The following is a 23898-nucleotide window of genomic DNA, read 5'->3' as shown; positions in this document are numbered from 1 at the left end:
TAGTAAAATATATTATAATTATAATGAAGATAAAAATTTAAAGTAAGGAATGTGGTAAAATGCAGCAGATTTTTAAGCTTATTACGACTATAATAACTGGATTTATAACGGGAATATTTTTGCCCTACCTTTAGGCCCTGCTGGGCTTGAGTCGATTAAACAAACATTAAAAAAGGGAATAAAAGAAGGAATAAAAGTTGCCCTTGGCGCCATAAGCGCGGATGCTTTAGATTTAGTTTTAATAAATGTAGGGCTTTTTAGCCTTTTTAACGATAATAAAAGGTTAGAAGCAATGTTTTTTATAATATGCGGACTCTTAATTATAGTATTTGCAATTTTAGATTTAAAAAAAGCACCTAATAATAATTTTATAAAAAATATGAGTCAACGCCATTTTTAAAGGGATTTTTCCTTGCCTTTTTAATCCGATGACTCACTCCTTTTGGATAACTGTTAGCGGAACTATTATCCATAGATTTAGTGATAACGGACCATTTATATATTATTCCTTTTTGGTGTTTTTGATAATAGGTATGGCAGCATGGTTTATTGTTTTAAACATTTTAGCACTAAAGGGATTTAGAAGATTTATAGAAGGAAATGATAAAGGGACAGAAAAGGCCATGATAACTATTATGTTTATTATAGGAATTGGATTTTTACTCTATGGATTTTTATTGATTAATTAAATGAAGAAAATTTCTAGGGGGATGGGTATGGCAAGGCAAAATGGAATTACCATAGAGGATGTTTTAAAGATGGAATGTATGGAAAGAAGCAAAATAATCGCAGGGTTTGGGGGAATAAAAAATACAGTTTCAAGGGTAAATATAATGGCGGATCCGGATATTTTGAATTGGGTTAGCGAAGGAGAGCTTTTACTTACAACGGCATATGCCTTAACAAATGATGTAGAATTTCAAAAAAATTTATATTATCCTGCAGCCAAAAGAAACTTTCAGGTCTCGGGATTAAAATTTATCCCTACATAGAAAAATTAGACGAATCTGTTATAGAGCTTGCAAATAGTATTTCGTTTCCTATAATAGACCTTTATTATGCAACTCCCTTTTCAGAAATAATCACCCCCATATTTAAAGAGATTTTCAACAAGCAGACGATACTCTTGCAAAGGCTGGAAAATGTTTATGAGAGCATGATGAATATAATGCTAAGGGAGGAAGTATTGAGGGAGATTATAAATGTAGTATATGAAAACATAAAAAATCCTGTAATTCTTAAACTGAATTACCCGGAAAAAAACATTTTAAAACTTGATGGAGTTGAAGAGTATACAAAGGAGAAGCTAAAGAAAAATTTTGAAGAGTTTTACACCAAAAACAAAGGGACATTAGAAAAGAAATTCTATGAATCGGTAGAAAGAATTCAAGGGAAAAATGTTTCAAGAATGGTTATGCCTATTGTAGTTAAAAATACAATTTACGGCCATATTTTTTCCTGGGCAATAAATACACCTCTTGGTGGATTTGACCTTTCAGTTTTGGAGATCGCTGCAACCACTATGGCTGTAGAAATATTAAAGCTTTTATCCTTAAGGGAGGCAGAAAATACTCATAAAATTGAATTTATTGAAGATCTCTGCTCTAATGACGAAAAAAGAAAGAAAAAGGCTGAAGGAAGCTTTAGCATTTACAATTTTGGTCCAGAGGATATTTTCTGTTATATAATAGTAAAAATAAAAGAAGCTATAAAAAAGCTGATTTGAATTTATATAGTGACAATATTTATCTTTCGAATATATTAGAAGAAATACTATCAAAATTAAAGCTAAACGGTTTGGTGGTAGGTCGAAAGGATCAAATCGATATTCTGCTTTGTTTTAAAAGGGATGAGGATGTAAAAAGAAGAATAAATGTCTTCAAGGATGAAGTATTAGACCTTTTAACAAAAAATTTTTTTAGAATATAAAGTAGGGGTTGGAAGATGTTTAAGGGGAATAAAAAATATTGAAAAGAGCTTTAAGGAAGCACAAAAATCTATTAGGGCGATTGATATTTTAAACGACAGAAATATAGTTTTATATGATAATCTTGGAGTATATAAACTTCTTTGCAATGAAGAAATAAAAGATGAAATAGTGGATTTTTATAGAAGCACAATAGAAGTTTTGGACGAATATGATAGCAAAAATCCACAGAATTTGTAAAGACTTTAAAGACATATTTTGAATGCAATGGAAATTTAAAAAGGATGTCAGAGGTTTTATATACGCATTATAATACTATACTTTACAGGCTTCAGAGGATAAAAGAAATTACAGGTCTTGATGTTGAAAAGGAAAATGATAGACTTTGCTTGCATTTAGCACTTAAAATAAGAGATGTCATTAAAAATTAAAAAGTGATTAGCAGCAATAAAAGATTCTTCTAAGAATGAATAAAAATATTAAGACCGAAAGAATTCTATCTAAATCAACCCTTCTTTTGCATGGCTTTTTAGGAATTATGCTAAGGCAGCTTAGGGATTTTAATAAATCGGCCATCGCCTTTTCCTTGCAGGCGTAGGCGTTTACTAATTGTTTTGTAAGTAAAACCCTTTTTCGATGGGATAAACATCTTTTAACTCATCTGAAATATTGCAAAAAAGACAGCTAAGGCATTCAGCTATCTCAGCCTCAGAATTTAAAATGTTCTCTACAGATTTATTTATTTTACATTCCTTCGATTCAAAAGGATAATCCATTCCCATATTAATAACTCCCTTTAATTGATTATGTAGGCTGCCCTTATGGGCAGCTAATTTTTACACTTTAGACATTCACATACTTTATTGGGACTTACTCCTAAATCAGCAGCTTCCTTTTTAGCAACAGCTTTAATTATATCGGCAATAGCCTTTTCCTTTACGGTATAACCGCAGAGAATAGACTTTAACAAGGAAAGTTGTTCTTTGATTTGATTTATATCTCTAGGATCTGTAACTGTCTTCTCAAGGGACGGTTTTAAAACATTACAAAATAGCCACGCAAGTCCCTTAAGCTCATTGGCAATTGCAGCCATTATAACCTCCATTGACTCAAGGTCTAGATTGTTTGGTTCTATTGCAGGCATATTATTCCCTCCATTTTATAAAATTTAGCTATCCTAAATTAACAGCAGCATTTTTCCTTTTCATCCGGCACTAGTCCCTTTACCAAACCAAGCTTACATGCAAGGGCATTTACTATCTCAGCTACTGCAAATTCTTTGCAGGCATAAGCTAAAAGTATTTTCTTGATTAAAGATGCAACTTCTGAAGTTAATGGCAAGACATTATTATAGTCATCAGTTAGTAGCTTATAAATGTTAAAAAGCAAAGATGGTGAGCTTGGAGTAGGATCTTCCGAGGATGTCGGTTTATATAAAAGGTTACTTAAACAAGTTAAAATACCTGATTCAGCTTCAGCAATAGCATCGATGCTCTCAAATTGAGTTAATATTTCATCTGGAATACTATTTTGGGACATACATATTCCTCCTTATTATTATTTTATTTAGCTCTATTAGCTTTGGCATACCTTTTTATAAGAACGGATGCATTAACACTCTGTGGTTCATTTTGTTGAGTTTTATCCAATGTAACGTCTTTTAAAACAAATATTCTTAAAATTGTATTAGGTGCTGTAATTTCAATTAAGGCCTGACCATATATAAATTGGCTGGCTGCATTGTTTTTGTAGGTATATTGAGGTAAAACGGGTTGAGGAGTGTTATTAACTACAAGCTGTAATCCAACGATGGATCTGCTTTGGCAATTCAAATAAAATGTCACCTTATAAAGTCCAGGAGAACTTATCGTTATATCTGTAGGTGAAGAAGCTTGAAAGCCTATCCCACCCCTTAAAACTGCCCCTTGAAACTCAATAGCTGAACCTTCATCAAAATTAACAAAATCGCTTCCTTCTAGCCTATAAATATACCCAGCATCACAAGAAGGAATTTGTCCATTCCCATTTCCATTTTCAACTTCTTCCTCTTTGCAAAGCCATTTAAAACACCAGTCAAAGTAGTTATCACCCATGCACTTATTACATGTCATAACTTTCCCTCCAATTGAAAAAATTTTACTAACCTACTATTACATTATGTAATACTTCTACTTATTGCTACATAAATCAACAAAAAGAAACCCTAATGGGTTTCCTATTCTTCTAGAAGTGCTATTGCCCTTATTGGTGATCCAGAACCGTCCCTTATTTTAAGGGGAAGACCAAAGTATAAAAATCTTTTGTTAACAACTTTATCAAGATTACAAAGGTTTTCTGTATTGGTTATATTATATTCTCCGCATACAAGGTGGCCTGAAAAATCCAAATCATCAGGGTGATCTATTGATGGGGAATCAACTCCTATGTTTACAACTCCAAGTTCAGCAAGGTATTTTGCAGCATCGTAGCTAAGGCCTGTATATTCAGTCTGCCACTTTTCTGTTCCAAAGTTCCTATCATAATGTCCTGTATATAAAAGAACTATATCTCCACGTTTGATTTCCTGTCCTGAATTTTTTATTGCCATTTGAAGGTCTTTAACTTCTATGTATCTTGATGCAGGAACAAAGGATACGTCTATACAAACGGCACTACCAAAGAAATATTCAAGTGGCATCTTTTCAATCGTTGCTCCTGTAGGTTTATATTCCCAAACGGCGTCGCAGTGGGTTCCGCCATGCTCGCTTATAAGTAAATTTCTTGCTGAAAAACCTAATGTTTTGCTTCCTGTCTGTTTCATATTCTCTTCGTGCGTCATATTAACCATTATAAATGTCTTTTGATGCATTGGGAATACTGACATGCCTTGATATATCTCCTGAGATAAATCTATTACTTTAAACGGCAATAAAAACACCCCCAAAAATGAATTTAATTTTAATTATACTCCTTTCAATTATAAATATTACACAAAAATACAAGAAGAAATTTGTAAAAATCGATAAGGATATTATAAAAACTATATAAAGGTTTTTGATAATATTTGTTGAAAACTTTAATAAACATGTATTTTGAAGGGGGATCGAATTGGCTGAAAAGAAATATGTATTAGCCGTTCCAAACTTTAGTGAAGGAAGAAGAAAGGAAGTTATTGAAGCAATCGTTGATCAAGTAAGAAATGTTGAGGGTGTAAAGCTTATAAGCTACGAACCTGAATATGACTTTAACAGAACTGTTGTTACTGTAATAGGGGAGCCAGAGCCTTTAAAGGAAGCACTACTTAATATGGCAGGAAAGGCTTATGAGCTTATTAATATGGAAGAGCAGCAGGGAACACACCCAAGGATAGGCGCTCAGGATACAATTCCTCTTTTCCCATTTAGAAATATAACTATTGAAGAAGTTATTCAACTTGCAGAAGAAATAGGAAAGGAAATCTATGAAAGATATAAAGTTCCTGTTTACTTCTCAGGAAAAAATGCAAGAAATGAATTTAGAAAATCAATATCAAATATAAGGGAAGGACAATATGAAGGATTAAAGAAGGTTGCCCATACAGAGGAAAGACGCCCAGATATTGGGCCTGCAGCCCTTCATCCTACAGCTGGTGCAACAATAGTAAGTGCCGACTATGAAGGATTAACTGCATATAACGTATTCCTTGCAACTGAAGATTTAGATATCGCAAAGAAAATAGCAAAGGCAGTAAGAGGACCAAGCGGTGGGTTCTCAACTGTTAGGGCAGTCGGAATCAAATTCCCAGAAAGAAGCGGTGTTGTTGTTTCAATGAATATGTTTGACTGCGGTTTAACTCCACTTTATAGGGCATATAACTTTATAAAGTCAGAGGCTGCAAGATATGGAGTGCAGGTTACCGGTTCAGAAATAGTAGGACCAGTTAAGCTTGATTATCTTTTAAATTCCCTTGAATATTTCTTAGGCCTTGAAAACTTTAGAAAGGAACAAATTATTGAATATCATTTAATGGATTAAAGGAGGATAAATTATGAGGTATGATCTAATTGTTAAAAATGCAAGAATACCTTATGGTGACGAAACAGTTATGACAAACATACTTGTTAAGGATGAGAAAATTGCAGGCTTTGTTGACAATATTGCGGGGATTGAAGCTGACAACATAATCGATGCAGAAGGACATTTAACATTACCAGGATGTATCGACTCCCATACCCACTACATGGACCCAGGATTTACCCACAGAGAAAACTTCTTAACAGGAACAAGCGGTGCGGCAGTTGGCGGAGTTACAACTATAATCGATATGCCATGCTGTTCAGTTCCATCAGTAAGAGGGGTTGCAGAACTTCATAACAAGATTAATGCTATAAAGGACAAGGCAATAGTCGACTATGCTATGTGGGGTGGAGTTACTGGGGAAGATGTAAGGAATAAGAATCTAAAAGTAATAGAAGAACAGGCAGCGGAAGGAGTTGTGGCATTTAAAGTTTACATGACTCCATCAGTTCCGTCGTATCCAAGGGTTACTGACCCAGAAATGCTTGAAATATTCTATGAAGTAGCAAAAACAGGTCTTCCAGTTGGAGTTCATGCTGAAAACTTTGCAATCTGCGATTACATGGTTAAAAAGTTCCAGGAAGAAGGAAGGATGGATGCACCAGCTTGGGCAGAGGCAAGAATGGAACTTGCTGAAAAGGTTGCAATTCAGCTATGCATAAGCTATGCAGAGGAAACAGGAGCAAGATTCCATGTAGTTCATATGTCAACAGGAATAGGAGCAAAACTTGTTAAGGAAGCAAAGATGAGGGGTATTGATGTTACATCAGAAACTTGCCCACACTACCTTACATTAAACTATCAAGAACACATGACTAAGTTTAAGCAGTTTGTAAAAATAGCACCTCCAATAAGAACAAAGAAGGACAACGAAGAATTATGGCAAGGTCTTCAAGATGGTAGCGTTGACTTTATCGCAACAGACCACGCACCATACGAAATTCCAACTGAAAAGGATGCTCCAGGCATGACAATTTGGACTGCCTTCCCTGGAATTCCAGGAACAGAGACTATGGTTCCAATTATAGTTAGCGAAGGATATAACAAGGGAAGAATATCCCTTTCAAGATTAGTTGAAATATTATCAACTAATGCAGCAAAGCACTATGGACTCTATCCAAAGAAGGGTGCTTTAATGATAGGATCAGATGCTGACTTTACAATTATTGACCTTAACAAAGAATGGGTAATTGAAAAGGAAAAGATGCAATGCCTCAATAAATACACTCCATTCGATGGAATGAAGCTAAAGGGTAAAGTTGTAAAGACAATAGTTCGTGGAACATTAGTTTATGATGATGAAAAGGGTATAGTTGGAAAGCCAGGATATGGTCAATGGATAAAGAGACAAAGTATTCAAAAGCTTGATAGGGTAATCAAATTCTAAGGAGGATTAATATGCCAAGACACGCGATTTTGGTTATAGATATGTTAAATGACTTTGTTGGTGAAAAGGCAACTTTAAGATGCCCAGGTGCAGACCTTATAGTGCCTAATCTTCAAAAGCTCTTTAAGTGGGTTAGAGAAAGAAGGGCAAACGGAAAGGACGAAGTTCAACTTGTTCATATCCAAGAAGCCCACAGAAAGAACGATGCAGACTTTAGGGTAAGACCAGTTCATGCTGTTAAGGGAACTTGGGGTTCAGATTTTATCGAAGAGTTAAAGCCAGAGGGAGATGAATATATAGTTCAAAAGAGAAGACATTCAGGCTTTGCCTACACAGATCTTGATTTATACTTAAGGGAAGAAGACATTGACACTGTTGTTTTAACAGGAGTTTGGACAAATGTGTGTGTAAGAAGCACAGCATCAGATGCTATCCATCGTGCATACAAGGTTATTGTTTTATCAGATGGAACCCAATCAAAAACTCAAGAAATGCATGAATCAGGACTTAGGGATCTTAGCCTCTTTTCAAAAATAATGACAATCGATGAATATATAGATGCATGGGAAAAGGGCATAGATCCATGGACAGGTGCTGGAGATAGGGAAAATAAAGTTGAATAATGGGGCAGGTAATCTGCCCCTTTGTCCAATATTTAAGTAAAGAGTGGTGCTTATGAGGCTTATAGTTGGTATTTCAGGTGGAAGCTGTGCAATATATGGGGTAGGTCTTTTAAAGGTTTTAAAGGAGCTAAACATCGAAACCCACCTTGTGGTTTCCACGATGGGGGAATATGTTTTAGAGCACGAGTGCGGATATAAATTAGAAGATGTAAGAAAGCTTGCAAGCTACTCATATGACAACAAAGATTTAGGGGCAGCAATTGCTAGCGGTTCCTTTAAAACTGATGGCATGGTTATTGTGCCATGTTCTATGAAGACTTTATCGGCGGTTGCTAATGGATATTCAGAAAGTCTTTTAACAAGGGCTGCTGATGTTTGTATAAAAGAAGGAAGAAAATTAATCCTTGTTCCAAGGGAAACACCCTTGAGCCCTATTCATCTTGAGAACATGCTAAAGCTCTCAAGAATAGGAGTTAAAATAATGCCTGCCTCTCCAGCCTTTTATAATAATCCAAAATCCATTAGCGACCTTGTTGCCTTTATGGTTGGAAGGATACTCGATCAATTAGATATAGAGCATAGCCTCTTTACAAGATGGGGTGAACAAAATGGATAGGCAGATGTTAAGATATGAACTTAATAAAATAAAACAAATGGGACTTTTGATGGAAGTTAATAATGAAGTGGATCCTAGGTTTGAGCTTGGAAGTATACTTAAAAAATATAAAAACAGAAGGCCTATTATATTTAACAAGGTAAAGGGTTATAGGATGCCTGTATGCGGAGCCCTTTATACCGATAGAGAAGTTTTATATAAGCTTACAGGAATAAGACATGAAGAAAGAATTTTTAAACTTATGGAGGCAATTGCAAACCCAAAACCTGTAAAGCTTTTAAATTATGGGCCTGTTATGGAAAACATAATTACAGGGAATGTGGATGTGAGAACACTTCCTAATCCATATTTTCATGAAAAGGATTCTTCTACATACATAACGGCTGGCATGTTAGTTGTAAAGGACATAAAGACTGGAAAAAGATATACATCAATTAGAAGGTTCCAAGTGATAGACAAAAATAAAATAAGTGCCCTTATAGCATCCCCTTATCTTACAAATCAGTTTTTAGAAATGGAAAAACAGAATAAGCCATTAGAGGTTGCTATTGTTTTAGGATATGATGTTCCGTTTTTACTTGCATCACAGGTTAGTAGCGAACTTTATGGGGTAGATAAATACGAGATCGATAGTGCAATAAGGGGAGAAGCGCTAGAAGTTGTAAAGTGTAAAACTGTGGATTTAGAAGTTCCAGCCCATGCTGAAATAGTTCTAGAAGGAATTATGGTTCCAAATAGGAGGGAAAAGGAAGGCCCCTTTGGGGAGCTTATGGGATATTATGGACAGCAGGGAATGCATCCAATAATAGAGATTAAGGCTATAATGCACAGGAATAATCCAATTTATCAGACAGCCTTTCCATGTAGAGAGGAACATCTTGCAAATGGTCTTTTAAGGGAAGTTGAGCTTTATTATTCCTTAAAAAGGCTTGTAGATGTTAAGGATGTTCATGTCACATTAGCAGGAGGTTATAGATTTCATGCAGTAGCCTCCATAAAGAAAAACAAGAGGGCGATGGAAAAACTGCTATAATTGGAGCCTTAAGCAGCATAAAGGATTTAAAGCATGTTGTTATTGTTGATGATGATATAGATATATTCGACATGGAGGATGTTGAGCTTGCAATAGCAACAAGATTTCAGGCTTCAAAGGATCTTGTTGTAATTCAAGATGCCTGTGGAACGACATTAGATCCATCCCATACATTAAGGGGAGTCACAGATAAATTAGGACTTGATGCCACAAAGCCCCTTAACAATGAAAGGTTTGAAAGATGTAAAATTCCTAAAGTTTAATTGAGGTGATAGGATGAGGGAAGCTATAGGTATTGTTGAAACCAGAGGTCTTGTTGCTGCTATTCAAGCTGCCGATACGATGGTTAAAACTGCAAATGTCAAAATAATGAACTATCAAGTAGTAGGTTCAGGCTTGGTTTCAATAACGGTAAGTGGAGAAGTTGCAGCTGTTAAAGCGGCTGTTGAAAACGGCAAAAAGTTGCAGAAGAGATCTCTGAAGTTATTTCCTTCAATGTAATTCCAAGACCCCATGATGAAGTTGATAGGATGTTTTAAGGGGTGATTAAATGTTAAATAGGGTTGCCTTTAACAACTTTATTGAAAAAACATTGGCAGATAAAAATTTGGAAATTTCAGAAAAAAGGGCAGGAAATTTAGGAGAGAAGGAAGAAAGAATATTAAAGGAGATTTTATATAAAAATGGATTCAGCACTAATGCATCAAGGGAAGTAAAGGTAGTATCCCAAGGCTATATAACAATCGATGACCTTGAGAAGCTACTAAAGTGATGAGGGGTGTAGCATTGAGAAGGGCACTAGGAATTGTGGAAACTGTAGGATTTAGTGCAGCTGTTGCTGCAATGGATGCAGCAGCAAAGGCTGCAGATGTTAATCTTGTGGGAATGGATAGAGTCATTGGTGTAAACAAAGCCGTTGGAGTTTCAATTCATTTTGAAGGGGAAGTTGCAGCAGTTCAGGCTGCTGTAGATGCTGCGGTAGAGGCAGCAAATAGAGTTGGAAAAGTTGCATATTATAAGGTCATTCCAAGACCTCATGAGGAACTTGATAAGATATTAAATGAGCTAAAGAAAAACATAAAAAATATTGAATAGGAGGTAAGTTTTATGGGTCAAGCTTTAGGTTTAGTTGAAACTAAGGGATTAACAGCAGCAATCGAGGCTGCAGATGCTATGGTAAAGGCTGCAAATGTTACTTTAGTAGGATATGAAAAGATAGGATTTGGTCTTGTTACTGTAATGGTAAGAGGCGACGTTGGTGCCGTTAAGGCTGCAGTTGATGCTGGTGCTGAGGCTGCAAGACAAGTTGGAGAACTTCATGCTGTTCATGTAATACCAAGACCACACGCAGAAGTTGAAAGGGTTATCCTAAAGAGTGAACAATAGGGACGGTTCTCAATTTTTTCAACTTTGAAAAAATTTAAGGGTGAATATGATGGATAAAAAGGATTTTGCAGATTCCATCTTAAAAGATCTGACGGATAGATTAAAGGGAAAAAAGAGGGGAGCAAAAAGACATCTTACGTTACTTTAGAAAGCTTTTTAAATCAAGATAAAGACAAAAAACAGAAACCGCAACAGAACAAAAGTTAAACCATCATAATGGTAAAAGAGTTGTTTTAACCGAAAATGATATTTTAAACATGAATGTTGAAAAGCTCTTTTTGCCACATGACGCAATTCTCACTCCCTTGCAAAGGATGCTGCAAGGAAAAAGGGAATCATTATAGTCAAAGAAAATTAAACTTTGACTATATTCCTTACAAATCTTTTCTGCAGCAGTATAAGGAGGTTAAATATATGAACCTTGGAAAGGTCATCGGAACAGTTGTAGCAACAAGAAAAGACGAAAGATTAACCGGTTGCAAACTTCTCATAACGCAGCCGGTTGATTATAATTATAAACCCTTCGGGAATCCATTTATTGCAGTAGATACAGTAGGCGCTGGAATAGGTGAAATTGTAATCTATACAACATCAGGAACAGCAGCAAGACTTGCAGCAAGAAGGATGGAGGCTCCAATCGATATTGCCATCGTAGGAATAGTGGATAGGGTTGACATAGGATAAGGAGGTGGCATATTGAAACTTGAAAATGTTAAAAGAGCAATAGAATATAGACAACTTATTGATATCCTAATGGGGAATGGGCATGCAGATATAGTTTTACATAGAGGAAAAGTTATTAACGTAGTTTCAGGGGAAATTTACGAAGCTGATGTTGCAATAAAGGGAAAATATATTTTAATGGTTGGGGAGGCTGATAAGCTAATAGGAGATAATACTTTAGTAATCGATATTAAGGGGAAATACATATCGCCGGGATTTATTGACTCCCACATGCACTTTGAGAGTAGCATGCTAACAATAACGGAATTTTCAAGACTTTCAATCCCATCTGGAACAACAACCTTAGTAGCAGATCCCCATGAAATAGGGAACGCATTAGGCCCCATAGGTATTAAGGCTATGGCAGATGAAATATCTAACGTTCCAAATCATGTCCATCTTGTTATTCCATCTTTAACTCCTGATTGTCCTAAACTTGAAACTGCAGGATACGACATAACATCAAAGGACATGGAGGACCTTTAAACTATAAAAACATAATTGGAATAGGAGAACTTCAGGGATTTAGCAATGCAAAACATGTTTATAGAAATACACCGGAGATTATTGATGACCTTTAGCTTCAACTACATATGCCAAATCAATAGGCAAGGTCGTAGATGGAAATGCGCCAGAGCTTTTGGCTCTGAACTTGCTGCCCACATAATAGCAACAGGAACAAGATGTTCCTGCCATGAAACAACAACAAAGGAAGAGTGCATTGAAAAGCTAAGACAGGGTGTATATGTATTTATGAGGGAAGGCTCAACCCAAAAGAACATGGCAGAATGTATAAGGGCATATACTGAGGAAAACTTAGATACAAGAAGACTAATCCTTGCAACTGATGATATGGTTGCAGCAGATTTAGAAACTCTAGGCCATATGAATGAAATCATAAGAAGAACTATTAAAGAGGGCGTTGAACCTGTTAAAGCTATTCAGATGGCAACTATTAATCCTGCTGAATATTTTGGCTTTAAAGATAGAGGTGCGCTTTTACCAGGATACCTTGCTGACATTGCGATTATTGATGATTTAGAAAGCATGAGGGTTGAGGCGGTATTTATAGAAGGAAAGCTTGTTGCTGTTAAGGGAAGACTTATCATTGATCTTCCAAAATACACATATCCAGATGAAGTAAAAGGTCAGTTAAATGTTCAAAGGTGACCGAAGAAGATATTGCAATAAGGAGCAATAAATCTTACGAAAAGGTAAGATGCATTGGTCTTATTCCAGATCAAAATTTAACGGATACCTTTGAAGAAGAATTAAGGGTAAGTGGAGGCATAGTTTTACCGGATATACAAAAGGATGCATTAGAAATAGTCTGCGTAGAAAGATACGGAAGAACTAATGGGATAGGTAAGGCCTTTGTTAAAGGCTTTGGACTTAAAGAGGGTGCCTTTGCAGAGAGCGTCTCCCATGATGCCCACAATATTATCGCCGTTGGCTGCAATATTAAAGATATAGTAATTGCAGTAAATAGAGTAATTGAAATGGGAGGTGGTATTGCAATATCAAACAGAGGAAAAATTTTAGAAGAGCTAAGACTTCCAGTTGGTGGACTAATCACAGATGAACTTGACGGACATGAGGTGGCAGAAAAGATTAAGAAATTAGAAGACATAACAAGAAACGTCTTAGGATGTAAAGTTCATGCACCATTTATGCATCTTTCATTCTTGGCTTTAACTACAAGTCCAAAATGGAAGATTACCGACAAAGGGCTTATCGACGTAAATAATTTTAAAATTTTAAGTCCAATAATTGAATAGGGGGGTTTTGTGTCAACCAAGCCTGAAACAGTAAAAACTAATTCGGCATTTTCAGCTTGGGCAGAAAGGATATTTAAGCTAAAGGAACATAAGACCGATGTTAGAACAGAAATTATTGCAGGATTTACTACATTTATGACAATGGCTTACATCTTAATAGTTAATCCACAGATACTTAGCAATACAGGAATGGATAAGGGAGCTTTATTTACAGCAACAGCTCTTTCAGCTGCAGTTGCGACTTTAGTTATGGCCTTCCATGCAAATTATCCTTTTGCTCTTGCACCAGGAATGGGGCTTAATGCCTTTTTGCATTTACGGTAGTTCTTGGGATGAAATATTCATGGGAGGTTGCCCTTGCAGCAATCCTCATAGAAGGTATTATATTCATAATACTTTCAGTAACCCGTGTTCGTGAAGCAATAGTTAATGCTATACCTAAATCAATTAAGCATGCGGTTAGCGTTGGTATAGGACTTTTTATAGCCTTCATAGGTGCAAGAAGTGCAGGACTTGTTGTAAACTCAGAAGCAACAGGAGTTACATTAGGAAACTTAAAGAGTCCAGAAGTTATCTTAGCTATTATAGGTTTAATAATAACTGGATATCTTCTTGCAAAGGGAGTTAAGGGAGCACTTTTAATCGGTATTTTGGTTACAACAGTTTTAGGAATTCCTTTAAAGGTTACTCCAATGCCAGCATCAATAATAAGTGCACCACCATCACTTTCACCAATATTATTTAAGTTTGACTTTAGTAAGGTCTTTACTGGTGAATTCTTAGTTGTAATGTTTACATTCCTATTTGTTGACATGTTCGATACAATTGGAACATTAGTTGGAGTTGCATCAAAGGCTGACATGCTGGATGAGAGTGGAAAACTTCCAAGAGCAAGACAAGCTCTTTTAGCAGACGCGATAGGAACAACCTTTGGTGCAATAGTTGGAACAAGCACAGTTACAACCTACGTTGAAAGTGCAGCAGGTGTTGCTGAAGGCGGAAGAACTGGTCTTACAGCATTAACAGTTGCAGTTTTAATGCTTCTTTCACTATTGTTTGCACCAATACTTACAATAGTTCCAGCTGCAGCTACAGCGCCAGCTTTAATAATCATCGGTTTATTCATGTTATCACCTATATTTAAGATCGACTTTGAAGATTATACAGAAGCAATTCCAGCCTTCTTGACAATAATAATGATGCCGTTTACTTACAGCATCGCAGAAGGTTTAGTATTTGGTATAGTATCATACGTTGTATTAAAACTCATATCGGGAAAGACAAAGGATATCTCTGTTACGATGTATATATTGGCTATCCTATTCATATTAAAGAGTATTCTATAATCAGGATGAGGCCTAGGCCTCATCCTTAATCTAATGGGGGGATAAAGATGCAAAGAATTTTAATAAAAAATGGATTAATAGTTACAATGAATAAAGATAGAGAAATATTAAAGGCTGATATTTTAATTGAAGACAATAAAATTAAGGAAATAAAAGAAAATATAAGCGTTGAAGCTGATGAAGTTATAGATGCAGAAGGTAAGGTGGTTTTGCCTGGATTTATTCAAACCCATATTCATCTTACCCAAACCCTATTTAGAGGCCAGGCCGATGATCTTGAACTTCTAGATTGGTTGAAGAAAAAAATATGGCCCCTTGAAGGTGGACATACAGAGGAGTCCAATTATATCTCTGCAAAGCTTGGAATTGCGGAACTTATAAAGTGCGGAACAACCTCTATCATAGATATGGAAACAGTTCATCATACTGACAAGTGCCTTTGAGGCAATATATGAAACAGGCTTTAGAGCTGTTGCAGGCAAATGCATGATGGATTACGGAAGTGAAGTTCCAAAGACGTTAATGGAAAATGCAGAAGACTCTATAAAAGAGAGCTTAAGACTTCTTAAAAAATGGCACGGAAAGGCTGGAAGGATACAATATGCCTTTAATCCAAGATTTGCAGTTTCCTGCACAGAAGATCTTTTATTAAAGGTTAGGGATCTTGCAAAGGAATACGATTGCTTAGTGCATACCCATGCATCTGAGAATAGAGGGGAAATTGAATTTGTTGAAATGGATAGGGGAATGAGAAATATTCTTTATCTTCATAAGTTAGGACTTACTGGTGAAAAGGTTGTTCTTGCCCACTGTATATGGCTTGATGATGAGGAGATGAAAATACTTGCAGATACAGGGACTAAGATAGCCCACTGCCCAAGCTCAAATTTAAAGCTTGCTTCAGGTATAGCAAAGATTCCTGAACTTTTGGATATGGGAGCTAATGTATCGATAGGAGCAGATGGTGCACCCTGCAATAATAACCTTGACATATTCATAGAGATGAGAACAGCAGCTCTAATTCAAAAGGCAAGACTTTTAAGCCCAACGGTTATGCCTGCGATGAAGGTGCTAGAGATGGCCACGATAAACGGTGCAAAGGCTATGTGCATGGAGGATAAGTTAGGAAGCATTGAAGAGGGCAAACTTGCTGATATCATTATCTTAAATCTTAATAAGCTTCACAACATGCCTACGGAGGAAGTTGATATAATATCACAAATAGTTTATTCAGCAAAGGCAGAGGATGTTGAGACGACAATTGTGGATGGGAAGATTTTAATGAAGGATAGAAAACTTCTTACAATAGATGAAAATTCCCTCAAGGAGGATGTAAATAGAATAATCAAAAAACAGGTTAGCTTAATTTAGGGGGATAACATTATGGAAGCTATAAAACCTAAAAGCCTAGAAGAGGTATTGGAGTATAAAAGCAAATACAAGGGTGATACAAAGATAATTGCCGGGGGGACGGACCTTATTATCAAAATTAGAAAAGGCGAGGAAAATCCTAAGGCCCTAATAGATATAAGCTCCCTTAATGAGCTAAAAGGAATTAGAGAGACTTTAGAATACATTGAAATAGGTCCTGCAACCACCTTTACTGAAATTTGTGAATGTATCCTGTTAAACAAAAACCTTAAGGGACTTAAAGATGCTGCAAGAAGCGTTGGTTCACCTCAAATTAGAAATAGAGGAACAGTAGGTGGAAATATATGCAATGCCTCTCCAGCTGCAGACACTGTTCCGCCGCTTCTTGCCCTTGACAGCATTCTTGTGATAGAAGGAAAAGGCAAAAAAGAGAAATTTATCTTAAGGATTTTTTAAAGACAAAGGAAAAACAGAACTTGAAGGGGACGAGATTTTAACAAAAATTAAATTTAAAAATCCTTTAAAAAATCAAGGACTTGGTTTTTATAAATTAGGCCTTAGAAAAGCCCTTGCAATTTCAAGGTTGAGTTTTGCTGTATTTTTAGAAATCGATGAGATGAATAGAATAGAAATTGTTAGAATTGCCAGCGGCGCAATAGGAAAATTCCCAATGAGGGAATTAGAAATTGAAGAGTATCTTACTGGAAGAATCATAAATGAAAATACAATAGAAGAGGCTGAGACTCTTTTAGAAAGGGTTATATTCGAAAGATTAAAGGGAAGACAAACGGCAAGGTTTAAGAGCATTGCAGCAAAGGGAGTCTTTAAAAAGGCCCTTTTAAATGCCCTTTATCTTTGCAAAGGGGTGAATGATTTTGAAAAAATTGAAGTTAACATAAATGGAAGGGATTACTGCCTTGATGTGGAGGAAAATTTAAGGCTTATTGATCTTTTAAGGGACAAACTTAAGTTAACAGGAACTAAGGAAGGCTGCGGTGAAGGAGAATGCGGCGCCTGCACAGTTATAATGGATGGGAAGATTGTAAATTCATGTCTTGTTCTTGCCTTCCAAGCAGACAAAAGCAGGATAATTACAATCGAAGGGATAGAGGAAGATGATGTAATTAAAAATTCCTTTATAGAGGAAGGTGCAGTTCAATGTGGATTTTGCACCCCAGGAATGGTGCTTGCAGCAAAGAGCCTTCTTGATAAAAATTTAAATCCTACGGAAGAAGAAATAAGGGAAGCTATCTCAGGAAACCTTTGCAGGTGCACAGGCTACAATAAGATAGTAAGTGCAGTAAAAAAAGCAGCCAAGCTTAAAAGGGGTGGGGATGGTGAATGATCTTAAAATAGTAGGAAAGAGCATTAATAAGATTGATGCAAAGGATAAAGTCGATGGCAGGGCAATATATCCTCAGGATATTTATTTAGAAAACATGGCCTTTGGGATTACAATAAGATCCACAAGACCCCATGCTTTTATAAAGGTGGATACAAAAGAGGCGGAAAAAATCGACGGGGTTATAAAAGTATTTACGTATAAGGATGTTCCAGGGAAAACCATCATGGTGTAGTATTAAAGGACCATGAAGTATTTGCAAGTAAAAAGGTAAGAAGAATAGGAGATCCAATAGCCTTCATAGTTGCAGAAACAAAGGAAATAGCCGAATATGCAAAAACTTTATAAAAGTTGAATACGAAGATATTCCCGCTGTTTTTGACTCTGAGGAGGCAATGAAGGAAGATAGTCCAAAGGTTCATGATAGGGATAATGTGTTTTATCATTTTAAAATAAGGCGTGGCGATGTAGAAAAGGCCTTTAAGGAATGCGACGTTATAGTTGAAAATGTATACAAAGTTCCAATGGTGGACCATGCCTTTTTACAGCCTGAGGCCGGTGTTGCATTTTTAGATGAGGATGGCAGGGTGGTAGTTATTGCATCAACACAATATCCCCACTTTGATCAGGAGGAAATTGCAGAAAGCTTAGGAGTTAATAAAGAAATGGTAAGAGTTTTAACACCAGCAGTTGGCGGTGCCTTTGGAGGAAGGGAGGATATAACTGTTCAAATTCATCTTGCTATTGCAGCCTTAACTTTAAAAAGGCCAGTTAAAACAGCTTACTCAAGGGAAGAATCCTTCCTGGCCCACTCAAAAAGGCATGCAATGAAAATGTATTATAAAACCGGGGCTCTTAAGGATGGAACCCTTTTAGCTTTAGAAGCAAAAATTATAGGGGATTCTGGTGCATATGCTTCATGGGCTATGAATGTTTTAAGAAAGTCAGCGGTCCATGCAACGGGGCCATATTATGTTCCAAATGTAAAAGTAGACAGCTTTGCAGTTTACACAAATAATCCCTTTACAGGTGCCATGAGGGGATTTGGGGCAACACAGGTTCCTATAGCCTATGAACAGCAGATGGATATTTTAGCGGAGAAACTAGGCTTAACACCCATTGAAATAAGGCTTAAAAATTGCTTTAGAGAAGGTTCTGAAACTGCGACAGGTCAAGTTCTTGAGGGATTTGTCCCTCTTGAAAGATGTATTGAAGAATTAAAGTCCTTTTAGGTGGTGATATTTTGAAAAAAGAGGAAAGGGCATTGCGTGCATATTTTATGGAACAGGTTATGGCAATGGATTCCCTGATGTATCAAGGGCTTATGCAAGGCTATTAAAGGATGGAAAGGTTGAAATATCCGTTGGTGCAACGGAGGTAGGTCAAGGTGCCAAAACTGTAATGGTCCAGATTGCTGCAGAAACGTTAGGGCTTTTAGATAAAGATATAGTATTGATAAATGAAGACACATCCAAAACTCCAGATGCAGGAACTGCAGCTGCCTCAAGACAAACCTATAATACTGGAAATGCAGTAAAGATCGCCTGCGAAAATTTAAAAGAAAAAATATTAGATGAGGCTGCTAAAATATTAGGAGTTAATACTAAAGTTGGTTTGTGTATTAAGGACGGATTAATTTATGTTAAATCATATCCTTCAAAAAAGGTAAGCTTTATGGAAATTGGTGAGCTTAATAAAGATCTTCAGGCAGAAGGAGTTTTTACAGCCCATACTACCCAGATGGATGAAAATGGACAGGGAGCTCCCTATTGGCCGTATACCTTTGCATCCTGTGCTGTGGAGGTTGAGGTGGATACTGAAACAGGGGAGGTTTCGATATTAAGGGCAAAACATGTTTTAGATGTAGGCAGAGCGGTTAACCCATCCCTTGTAGAAGGTCAAATTGATGGTGGCTTTGCAATGGGGGTTGGATATGCCCTTATGGAGGATATTGGCCTTAAAGATGGCAAAATGACCAATGGAAGCTTTGAAAAATATATTATTCCAACATCCTTAGATATTCCTGAAATTGAAAAGGTTCTTATAGAATATCCTGAGGATACTGCACCCTATGGTGCAAAGGGAATTGGAGAACCTGTTATGATTCCTGTTGCACCAGCTATTTTAAATGCAATATATGACGCTATTGGTGTAAGATTTTATGAGATCCCCGTAACCCCTGAAAGGGTATTATTAGCACTTCAAAGTAAAGGGTGATTTGATGTTAGATTTAAAAAGAAGGATAGAAATAGCAAAGGGAAAGGAAAGGGCAGAGCTGGTTTTAAAGAACTTAAAAATAGTAAACGTATTTTCCCATGAAATTATAGAGGGAGATATCGCAATAGAAGATGGGAAAATAGTTGCTATAGGAAGCTATAAAGGAAAAGAGGAAATCGATGGAAAAGGACTATATGCATCTCCTGGCCTTATTGATGGACATGTTCATATAGAATCGTCCCTTGTAACTCCAGGTGAATTTGCAAAGGCAGTAGTTCCTAAAGGAACTACCTGTATAATTGCAGACCCCCACGAGATAGCCAACGTTTGTGGGACAAGTGGAATAGAATATATGCTAAAGGCAAGTGAGAATCTTCCTTTAGATGTCTTTTTAATGTTCCCATCATGTGTTCCAGCAACTCAATTTGAAACTTCTGGGGCTGTCCTTTCAGATGAGGATATAAAAGCCCTTATAGATAATGATAGGATATTAGGCCTTGGGGAGCTTATGGATTATCCATCGGTAATAAGCTGTAATGAAAAGGTCCTTAAAAAGATAAATGCCGCAAGGGGGAAAATTATAGACGGACACGGACCTTCCATTGAAGATAAAGAACTTGCAGCCTATGTGGCAGCAGGGGTAAAAACTGAGCACGAATGTTCAACTACAAAGGAGCTTTTAGATAGATTAAGGCTTGGAATGTATATTTTAATTAGGGAGGGTTCTGCAGCAAGAAACCTTTCTGAACTTATAAAGGCGGTAAACCCATACAATTTAAGAAGATGCCTTTTCTGCACCGACGATAGGCATCCTGAAGATATAATTAAAGATGGACATATTAATAATAATCTTAAGGTTGCTGTTAAAAATGGCTTAGATCCAATTTCTGCAATTGCCATGGCTACATTAAATGCGGCGGAATGCTATGACCTTAAGGGAAAAGGAGCTATATCTATAGGGTATGATGCTGATATAGTTTTATTTAAAGACCTTGAATCCTTTGAGCCGATAATGGTATTTAAAAATGGAAAACTTGTTGCAAAGGATGGAAGACCGTTATTTGATGTTAAAAAGGTTGTAGACAGCAGCGTTTTAAATAGGATAAATATAAAGGATATCAATGAAGATATGTTTAGGCTAAAGCTTAAGGAGGATGTTGCAAATATAATTAAGCTCTTGCCCTTTAGCCTTGTAACAAAAAAGGTGAAAAAGAAGGTGCTTTTAAGGGATAAGGAGTTTAGATGTGAAGACAATGAAGGCCTTTTAAAACTTGCTGTAATTGAAAGGCACAAAGGGACAGGTAATGTAGGCCTTGGCATTGTTGAAGGATTTGGACTTAAGGGTGGTGCCATCGCTACAACTATAGCCCACGATTCCCATAATTTGATTATAATTGGCGATAACGATAGGGATATGGTTACTGCAGCCTTAGAGATTCAAAGGGTAAAGGGTGGAGTAACGGTAGTTTCAAAGGGAGAAGTTTTATCGACATTACCCTTCCAATTGCAGGGCTCATGAGCGATGAGGATATAGAAACGGTAAACTAAAAATTATCGGAGATTATAAAAATAGCCTATGAAAGGCTTAATGTATCTCGGGATTTTGACCCTGTAATGACCCTTGCCTTTTTAGCTCTGCCTGTAATACCAGAGCTAAAATTAACCGATATGGGACTATTTAATGTAATTAATTTTACATTTGAAGTATAAAAAAGCATTTAGGCTGTGCCTAAGTGCTTTTTTATTTTCAAATTATTCATAATTATTGCCACAGAATTGACACAAATAGGCATTAGAATAACAATCAAGAAAGATGAAGGGAGTGTTGAAAATGTTGTTATTAGACATCTTGATCATTGTAGCTTTAGTTTATTTATGTAAAGGCCATTTTGCAAGTTTTTCCTCTGCAAGTGAAAAACTTGACTTAATGCTTGTAAATGGAGAGATAAGCGAAGAGGATTACATAACTAAAAAAGACTATTAAATAAAATGAGGTGATGATATGCATAGAGGTTTTAAAGGTTTTCCAGGTGTACCGGGATTTTACGGAAGAGGTTTTGAAGGAGGTCTATGGGAAAGAGGCTTTGGATTTCACTGGATAGGACTTTTAATGATGTTGGCTTTAATTCTAGCTGCTGCTGTTATCATTTACTTTTTAATAAGAAGGTATATGATGAACAATAATTTTGCACTTGAAATGTTGAATAAAAAGTTTGTTTTAGGTGAAATAACAGAGGATGAATACTTAAGAAAAAAGGAACTTATATTAGGAAAGAAAATTAAAAAGATATATAAAGAACAAAAAGTAAAGAGTGATATGGCGCAGGATGATTTAAAAATAGATAATGATAATAAAAGAAACGATAACGACAACTAAATTAAGTTCATTTGGATCCCCAAATAAAACCCCACCCTTTATAAAAGAAGGTGGGGTTAAAACTTGTGTTAGACTAATTATAGATAGCAATACAAGATGTTATTTGTATAAATATAAGTAAAAATTTGTTACTTTATGTAATGTTAGCCTTAAATTTGCTTCAGCTTCGGTTTTCAAGCTTCTATATGCAGATTGCTGAATTTCATATTTTAATGCTTCTAAAGTTTTTAAGCTTTTTTCTATACTTACACAATTTTGTTTGATTAAGTTATTTTGATCTAGAGTTTTAATTATATAATTTTCTTTTTTATAGTCTAACCAATTAACATCAAAGTAAGATTGTTTTTCCTTCATTATTGAGTAAGTAAAATCTTTCCATATATCGTATGAAGCATAGTAATTGTTAAGTCTACCTTTAAATGAGTTTTTATTTTGTTTTATTCTATCTAGAAGATCTGTTGAATGGGGAGCTTGAACCTCCCACGACTAAAGTCGCGGGATTCCTGCTTCATCAACCTCGTAACCTACTATCTCCACAGGCGTTAATTCGGGTAGTCCCTACCCTACTGTTTTTACTTATGCTATACCTAATATCCTCTTTCCTTCTTTTAATATATTTTTACTTGCATTTACATCTCTATCATGGACTGTCCTACATATTGGACACTCCCACTCCCTTACGTTTAAGTCTTTTACTTCTTCATTTTTATAACCACATACACTACATATTTGACTTGATGGATAAAACATATCTACTTTTACTATTGTTCTTCCATACCATAATGTTTTATATTCAAGCATGTTTACAAATTTTGACCATGCTGCATCTGATATGGACTTTGATAGTTTGTTATTTCTTAACATATTCTTAACCTTTAAGTCCTCCAAAATTATAACTTGGTTTTCGTTTATAATTTTAGAGGACAGCTTTTGCAAAAATCTTCCCTTTGGTTTCTTATCTTCTCATGTATTTTGGCTACTTTCTTAGCTTGTTTTTTATAGTTACTACTACCTAATTGTTTTTTAGAAAGCTTCCTTTGTTCCTTAATAAGTCTTTTTCTAACTTTATAAGATATTTAGGATTGGATATTTTGTTACCTTCACTATCTATCAGGAAATGCTTTACTCCTAAATCTATACCGATTACTTTGTTAGTTTTAGACTTTTCTGTAGTTTTTTCTATCCTACAACAAATTGAAACAAAATATTTCCCTGTTGGAGTTCTACTTATAGTTGCATTTAGTATTTTACCCTTTACTTCCATTGATTTTACAAACTTTACCCAGCCTAATTTGGGTAGCTTGATCTTGTTTCCTTTAATTTCAATGTTATTATTTGTAAATGTTGTTCTATAGCTTTGATATTTACATTTCTTTGACTTAAACTTTGGATAATTTGCTCTGCCTTCAAAAAATTCTTAAATGCTTTGTCTAAGTCTTTGAGCGAATTTTGAAGTGCAAACTTATCTGCTTCTTTTAGCCATATATTAATTTGTTTTAGTTTTGTTAAATCAGCAGAGCAATCTTTATAATTAAATGTTATACCTTGAATTTTATATATTTCTTCTCGTTTTGCAAGATAATAGTTATATACAAACCTAACACAACCAAAGGTTTTATTTATGAGCTCTACTTGTTGTTTATTAGGATAAAGCCTAAATTTAAAAGCTTTTTCCATACTTTCACCTCATAGTTATTTTAACATATGTTGTTACACAAAACAAACTTTTAACTAATA

General features: G+C 35.8%; 33 protein-coding genes and 6 pseudogenes. 33 read left to right on the top strand and 6 right to left on the bottom strand.

Translation table 11 applies throughout. From position 1 onward, the window contains the following. Positions 1 to 100 precede the first annotated feature (100 nt). The 6 genes and pseudogenes from PWK10_RS19960 (at position 101) to PWK10_RS12315 (ending at position 2358) form a co-directional block, all read left to right on the top strand. Positions 101 to 400 (top strand): LysE family transporter, encoded by a 300-nt coding sequence (locus PWK10_RS19960; protein ID WP_446715375.1) that lies wholly within the window; start codon positions 101 to 103, stop codon positions 398 to 400. Between the two features lie 28 nt (positions 401 to 428). Continuing rightward, positions 429 to 689 carry a hypothetical protein gene (locus tag PWK10_RS12340; protein WP_274766240.1) on the top strand — a complete coding sequence of 87 codons (261 nt, stop codon included), beginning with the start codon at positions 429 to 431 and terminating at the stop codon, positions 687 to 689. Beyond that, positions 690 to 1045 (top strand): annotated as a pseudogene (locus PWK10_RS12335) (PucR family transcriptional regulator ligand-binding domain-containing protein); the annotation flags it as partial. Between the two features lie 81 nt (positions 1046 to 1126). Then, complete coding sequence (locus PWK10_RS12325; RefSeq protein ID WP_274766238.1) at positions 1127 to 1726, top strand: hypothetical protein; 600 nt, start codon at positions 1127 to 1129, stop codon at positions 1724 to 1726. Next, positions 1723 to 1929 (top strand): hypothetical protein, encoded by a 207-nt coding sequence (locus PWK10_RS12320; RefSeq protein WP_274766237.1) that lies wholly within the window; start codon positions 1723 to 1725, stop codon positions 1927 to 1929. Before PWK10_RS12325 ends, PWK10_RS12320 begins: the two co-directional genes overlap by 4 nt. A 282-nt stretch (positions 1930 to 2211) precedes the next feature. Continuing rightward, positions 2212 to 2358, top strand: a complete 147-nt coding sequence (locus PWK10_RS12315) for a helix-turn-helix domain-containing protein (protein WP_274766236.1) — start codon at positions 2212 to 2214, stop codon at positions 2356 to 2358. Positions 2359 to 2532: 174 nt separating this feature from the next. On the opposite strand, the gene PWK10_RS12310 is transcribed toward PWK10_RS12315, so the two are convergent. From PWK10_RS12310 to PWK10_RS12290, 5 genes are all read right to left on the bottom strand, one after another. Then, the gene (locus PWK10_RS12310; protein ID WP_274766235.1) at positions 2533 to 2709 is read right to left on the bottom strand and encodes a hypothetical protein; all 177 of its coding nucleotides are present in this window, start codon (positions 2707 to 2709) and stop codon (positions 2533 to 2535) included. A 47-nt stretch (positions 2710 to 2756) separates the two neighbouring features. After that, entirely contained in the window at positions 2757 to 3071 is a 315-nt protein-coding gene (locus PWK10_RS12305) for a hypothetical protein (RefSeq protein ID WP_274766234.1), read from the bottom strand. Between the two features lie 38 nt (positions 3072 to 3109). After that, on the bottom strand, positions 3110 to 3466 hold the full coding sequence (locus PWK10_RS12300) for a hypothetical protein (protein WP_274766233.1): 357 nt from the start codon (positions 3464 to 3466) through the stop codon (positions 3110 to 3112). A 23-nt stretch (positions 3467 to 3489) separates the two neighbouring features. Next, positions 3490 to 4038: a hypothetical protein gene (locus tag PWK10_RS12295; protein ID WP_274766232.1), complete on the bottom strand. Its 549-nt coding sequence runs from the start codon at positions 4036 to 4038 to the stop codon at positions 3490 to 3492. A gap of 104 nt (positions 4039 to 4142) precedes the next feature. After that, positions 4143 to 4844, bottom strand: a complete 702-nt coding sequence (locus tag PWK10_RS12290) for a cyclase family protein (protein WP_274766231.1) — start codon at positions 4842 to 4844, stop codon at positions 4143 to 4145. Positions 4845 to 5014: 170 nt separating this feature from the next. On the opposite strand from PWK10_RS12290, the gene ftcD reads away from it, so the two are divergent. The 27 genes and pseudogenes from ftcD to PWK10_RS12165 all read left to right on the top strand — a co-directional run bounded on the left by ftcD (position 5015) and on the right by PWK10_RS12165 (position 22161). Next, positions 5015 to 5920, top strand: a complete 906-nt coding sequence (gene ftcD, locus PWK10_RS12285) for a glutamate formimidoyltransferase (RefSeq protein ID WP_008908508.1) — start codon at positions 5015 to 5017, stop codon at positions 5918 to 5920. Between the two features lie 13 nt (positions 5921 to 5933). Beyond that, positions 5934 to 7349 (top strand): allantoinase AllB, encoded by a 1416-nt coding sequence (gene allB, locus PWK10_RS12280; RefSeq protein ID WP_274766230.1) that lies wholly within the window; start codon positions 5934 to 5936, stop codon positions 7347 to 7349. Between the two features lie 11 nt (positions 7350 to 7360). Further along, a complete protein-coding gene (locus PWK10_RS12275) occupies positions 7361 to 7972 on the top strand; it encodes a cysteine hydrolase family protein (protein WP_274766228.1) in 612 nt (203 codons plus the stop codon). Positions 7973 to 8024: 52 nt separating this feature from the next. Next, on the top strand, positions 8025 to 8588 hold the full coding sequence (locus tag PWK10_RS12270) for a UbiX family flavin prenyltransferase (protein ID WP_274766227.1): 564 nt from the start codon (positions 8025 to 8027) through the stop codon (positions 8586 to 8588). Beyond that, positions 8581 to 9621, top strand: a complete 1041-nt coding sequence (locus PWK10_RS12265; protein WP_274766226.1) for a UbiD family decarboxylase — start codon at positions 8581 to 8583, stop codon at positions 9619 to 9621. Before PWK10_RS12270 ends, PWK10_RS12265 begins: the two co-directional genes overlap by 8 nt. Then, positions 9564 to 9884, top strand: a complete 321-nt coding sequence (locus tag PWK10_RS12260; RefSeq protein ID WP_342455789.1) for a hypothetical protein — start codon at positions 9564 to 9566, stop codon at positions 9882 to 9884. The genes PWK10_RS12265 and PWK10_RS12260 overlap by 58 nt, the downstream gene beginning before the upstream one ends. 13 nt (positions 9885 to 9897) lie before the next feature. Next, positions 9898 to 10160: pseudogene (locus PWK10_RS12255) on the top strand (BMC domain-containing protein). An 11-nt stretch (positions 10161 to 10171) separates the two neighbouring features. Next, positions 10172 to 10393 (top strand): hypothetical protein, encoded by a 222-nt coding sequence (locus tag PWK10_RS12250; RefSeq protein WP_274766225.1) that lies wholly within the window; start codon positions 10172 to 10174, stop codon positions 10391 to 10393. A gap of 14 nt (positions 10394 to 10407) precedes the next feature. Continuing rightward, positions 10408 to 10716 carry a BMC domain-containing protein gene (locus PWK10_RS12245; RefSeq protein WP_008908515.1) on the top strand — a complete coding sequence of 103 codons (309 nt, stop codon included), beginning with the start codon at positions 10408 to 10410 and terminating at the stop codon, positions 10714 to 10716. A 12-nt stretch (positions 10717 to 10728) separates the two neighbouring features. Further along, the gene (pduA, locus tag PWK10_RS12240) at positions 10729 to 11007 is read left to right on the top strand and encodes a propanediol utilization microcompartment protein PduA (protein ID WP_008908516.1); all 279 of its coding nucleotides are present in this window, start codon (positions 10729 to 10731) and stop codon (positions 11005 to 11007) included. 414 nt (positions 11008 to 11421) lie between these two features. Beyond that, the gene (locus PWK10_RS12235; RefSeq protein ID WP_274766224.1) at positions 11422 to 11691 is read left to right on the top strand and encodes a EutN/CcmL family microcompartment protein; all 270 of its coding nucleotides are present in this window, start codon (positions 11422 to 11424) and stop codon (positions 11689 to 11691) included. A 12-nt stretch (positions 11692 to 11703) separates the two neighbouring features. Beyond that, positions 11704 to 12216 carry an amidohydrolase family protein gene (locus PWK10_RS12230; protein ID WP_274766223.1) on the top strand — a complete coding sequence of 171 codons (513 nt, stop codon included), beginning with the start codon at positions 11704 to 11706 and terminating at the stop codon, positions 12214 to 12216. Between the two features lie 45 nt (positions 12217 to 12261). Further along, positions 12262 to 12900, top strand: a complete 639-nt coding sequence (locus tag PWK10_RS12225) for an amidohydrolase family protein (protein WP_274766222.1) — start codon at positions 12262 to 12264, stop codon at positions 12898 to 12900. Further along, positions 12897 to 13508 carry an adenine deaminase C-terminal domain-containing protein gene (locus tag PWK10_RS12220; protein ID WP_274766221.1) on the top strand — a complete coding sequence of 204 codons (612 nt, stop codon included), beginning with the start codon at positions 12897 to 12899 and terminating at the stop codon, positions 13506 to 13508. Before PWK10_RS12225 ends, PWK10_RS12220 begins: the two co-directional genes overlap by 4 nt. 9 nt (positions 13509 to 13517) lie before the next feature. Further along, a pseudogene (locus PWK10_RS12215) lies at positions 13518 to 14854 on the top strand (NCS2 family permease). Between the two features lie 47 nt (positions 14855 to 14901). Continuing rightward, positions 14902 to 15297 carry an amidohydrolase family protein gene (locus PWK10_RS18820; RefSeq protein ID WP_342455520.1) on the top strand — a complete coding sequence of 132 codons (396 nt, stop codon included), beginning with the start codon at positions 14902 to 14904 and terminating at the stop codon, positions 15295 to 15297. A 43-nt stretch (positions 15298 to 15340) separates the two neighbouring features. Beyond that, the gene (locus PWK10_RS12210) at positions 15341 to 16225 is read left to right on the top strand and encodes an amidohydrolase family protein (protein ID WP_342455519.1); all 885 of its coding nucleotides are present in this window, start codon (positions 15341 to 15343) and stop codon (positions 16223 to 16225) included. A 12-nt stretch (positions 16226 to 16237) separates the two neighbouring features. Next, positions 16238 to 16681, top strand: a complete 444-nt coding sequence (locus PWK10_RS12205; RefSeq protein WP_274766220.1) for an FAD binding domain-containing protein — start codon at positions 16238 to 16240, stop codon at positions 16679 to 16681. A 127-nt stretch (positions 16682 to 16808) separates the two neighbouring features. After that, a pseudogene (locus PWK10_RS12200) lies at positions 16809 to 17009 on the top strand (FAD binding domain-containing protein); the annotation flags it as partial. 81 nt (positions 17010 to 17090) lie between these two features. Further along, positions 17091 to 17570 (top strand): (2Fe-2S)-binding protein, encoded by a 480-nt coding sequence (locus PWK10_RS12195; RefSeq protein ID WP_274768262.1) that lies wholly within the window; start codon positions 17091 to 17093, stop codon positions 17568 to 17570. Continuing rightward, complete coding sequence (locus tag PWK10_RS18815; protein WP_342455518.1) at positions 17563 to 17802, top strand: hypothetical protein; 240 nt, start codon at positions 17563 to 17565, stop codon at positions 17800 to 17802. The genes PWK10_RS12195 and PWK10_RS18815 overlap by 8 nt, the downstream gene beginning before the upstream one ends. 44 nt (positions 17803 to 17846) lie before the next feature. Then, positions 17847 to 17915, top strand: a complete 69-nt coding sequence (locus PWK10_RS18810; RefSeq protein WP_342455788.1) for a hypothetical protein — start codon at positions 17847 to 17849, stop codon at positions 17913 to 17915. Positions 17916 to 17962: 47 nt separating this feature from the next. Continuing rightward, positions 17963 to 18799 (top strand): xanthine dehydrogenase family protein molybdopterin-binding subunit, encoded by an 837-nt coding sequence (locus tag PWK10_RS12185; protein WP_274766219.1) that lies wholly within the window; start codon positions 17963 to 17965, stop codon positions 18797 to 18799. A 31-nt stretch (positions 18800 to 18830) separates the two neighbouring features. Continuing rightward, positions 18831 to 19784 carry a xanthine dehydrogenase family protein molybdopterin-binding subunit gene (locus PWK10_RS12180; protein WP_274768260.1) on the top strand — a complete coding sequence of 318 codons (954 nt, stop codon included), beginning with the start codon at positions 18831 to 18833 and terminating at the stop codon, positions 19782 to 19784. A 4-nt stretch (positions 19785 to 19788) separates the two neighbouring features. Further along, positions 19789 to 21494 (top strand): annotated as a pseudogene (ade, locus tag PWK10_RS12175) (adenine deaminase). A gap of 124 nt (positions 21495 to 21618) precedes the next feature. Further along, positions 21619 to 21768 carry a hypothetical protein gene (locus PWK10_RS12170; RefSeq protein ID WP_274766218.1) on the top strand — a complete coding sequence of 50 codons (150 nt, stop codon included), beginning with the start codon at positions 21619 to 21621 and terminating at the stop codon, positions 21766 to 21768. 18 nt (positions 21769 to 21786) lie between these two features. Continuing rightward, positions 21787 to 22161 (top strand): SHOCT domain-containing protein, encoded by a 375-nt coding sequence (locus PWK10_RS12165; protein WP_274766217.1) that lies wholly within the window; start codon positions 21787 to 21789, stop codon positions 22159 to 22161. Between the two features lie 576 nt (positions 22162 to 22737). Here PWK10_RS12165 and tnpB read toward each other — a convergent pair. Further along, positions 22738 to 23838, bottom strand: a pseudogene (gene tnpB / locus PWK10_RS12160) (IS200/IS605 family element RNA-guided endonuclease TnpB). Between the last annotated feature and the right edge of the window lie 60 nt (positions 23839 to 23898).

Origin of the sequence: Caloramator sp. Dgby_cultured_2 (genome assembly GCF_028872215.1) — a bacterium.
GTDB classification, from domain to species: Bacteria; Bacillota; Clostridia; order Clostridiales; family Caloramatoraceae; genus Caloramator; species Caloramator australicus.
The sequence above is the reverse complement of the archived record's forward strand: the minus strand, read 5'-3'. Positions and strand labels throughout refer to the sequence as shown.

Bases quoted from the DNA above. Each gene is read 5' to 3' on its own strand.
- PWK10_RS12340 (WP_274766240.1), top strand. From the start codon at position 429: ATGACTCACTCCTTTTGGATAACTGTTAGCGGAACTATTATCCATAGA.
- PWK10_RS12315 (WP_274766236.1), top strand. From the start codon at position 2,212: ATGTCAGAGGTTTTATATACGCATTATAATACTATACTTTACAGGCTT.
- PWK10_RS12310 (WP_274766235.1), bottom strand. From the start codon at position 2,709: ATGGGAATGGATTATCCTTTTGAATCGAAGGAATGTAAAATAAATAAA.
- PWK10_RS12305 (WP_274766234.1), bottom strand. From the start codon at position 3,071: ATGCCTGCAATAGAACCAAACAATCTAGACCTTGAGTCAATGGAGGTT.
- PWK10_RS12300 (WP_274766233.1), bottom strand. From the start codon at position 3,466: ATGTCCCAAAATAGTATTCCAGATGAAATATTAACTCAATTTGAGAGC.
- PWK10_RS12295 (WP_274766232.1), bottom strand. From the start codon at position 4,038: ATGACATGTAATAAGTGCATGGGTGATAACTACTTTGACTGGTGTTTT.
- allB (WP_274766230.1), top strand. From the start codon at position 5,934: ATGAGGTATGATCTAATTGTTAAAAATGCAAGAATACCTTATGGTGAC.
- PWK10_RS12275 (WP_274766228.1), top strand. From the start codon at position 7,361: ATGCCAAGACACGCGATTTTGGTTATAGATATGTTAAATGACTTTGTT.
- PWK10_RS12270 (WP_274766227.1), top strand. From the start codon at position 8,025: ATGAGGCTTATAGTTGGTATTTCAGGTGGAAGCTGTGCAATATATGGG.
- PWK10_RS12265 (WP_274766226.1), top strand. From the start codon at position 8,581: ATGGATAGGCAGATGTTAAGATATGAACTTAATAAAATAAAACAAATG.
- PWK10_RS12250 (WP_274766225.1), top strand. From the start codon at position 10,172: ATGTTAAATAGGGTTGCCTTTAACAACTTTATTGAAAAAACATTGGCA.
- pduA (WP_008908516.1), top strand. From the start codon at position 10,729: ATGGGTCAAGCTTTAGGTTTAGTTGAAACTAAGGGATTAACAGCAGCA.
- PWK10_RS12235 (WP_274766224.1), top strand. From the start codon at position 11,422: ATGAACCTTGGAAAGGTCATCGGAACAGTTGTAGCAACAAGAAAAGAC.
- PWK10_RS12225 (WP_274766222.1), top strand. From the start codon at position 12,262: ATGCAAAACATGTTTATAGAAATACACCGGAGATTATTGATGACCTTT.
- PWK10_RS18820 (WP_342455520.1), top strand. From the start codon at position 14,902: ATGCAAAGAATTTTAATAAAAAATGGATTAATAGTTACAATGAATAAA.
- PWK10_RS12210 (WP_342455519.1), top strand. From the start codon at position 15,341: ATGATGGATTACGGAAGTGAAGTTCCAAAGACGTTAATGGAAAATGCA.
- PWK10_RS12205 (WP_274766220.1), top strand. From the start codon at position 16,238: ATGGAAGCTATAAAACCTAAAAGCCTAGAAGAGGTATTGGAGTATAAA.
- PWK10_RS12185 (WP_274766219.1), top strand. From the start codon at position 17,963: ATGAAGGAAGATAGTCCAAAGGTTCATGATAGGGATAATGTGTTTTAT.
- PWK10_RS12165 (WP_274766217.1), top strand. From the start codon at position 21,787: ATGCATAGAGGTTTTAAAGGTTTTCCAGGTGTACCGGGATTTTACGGA.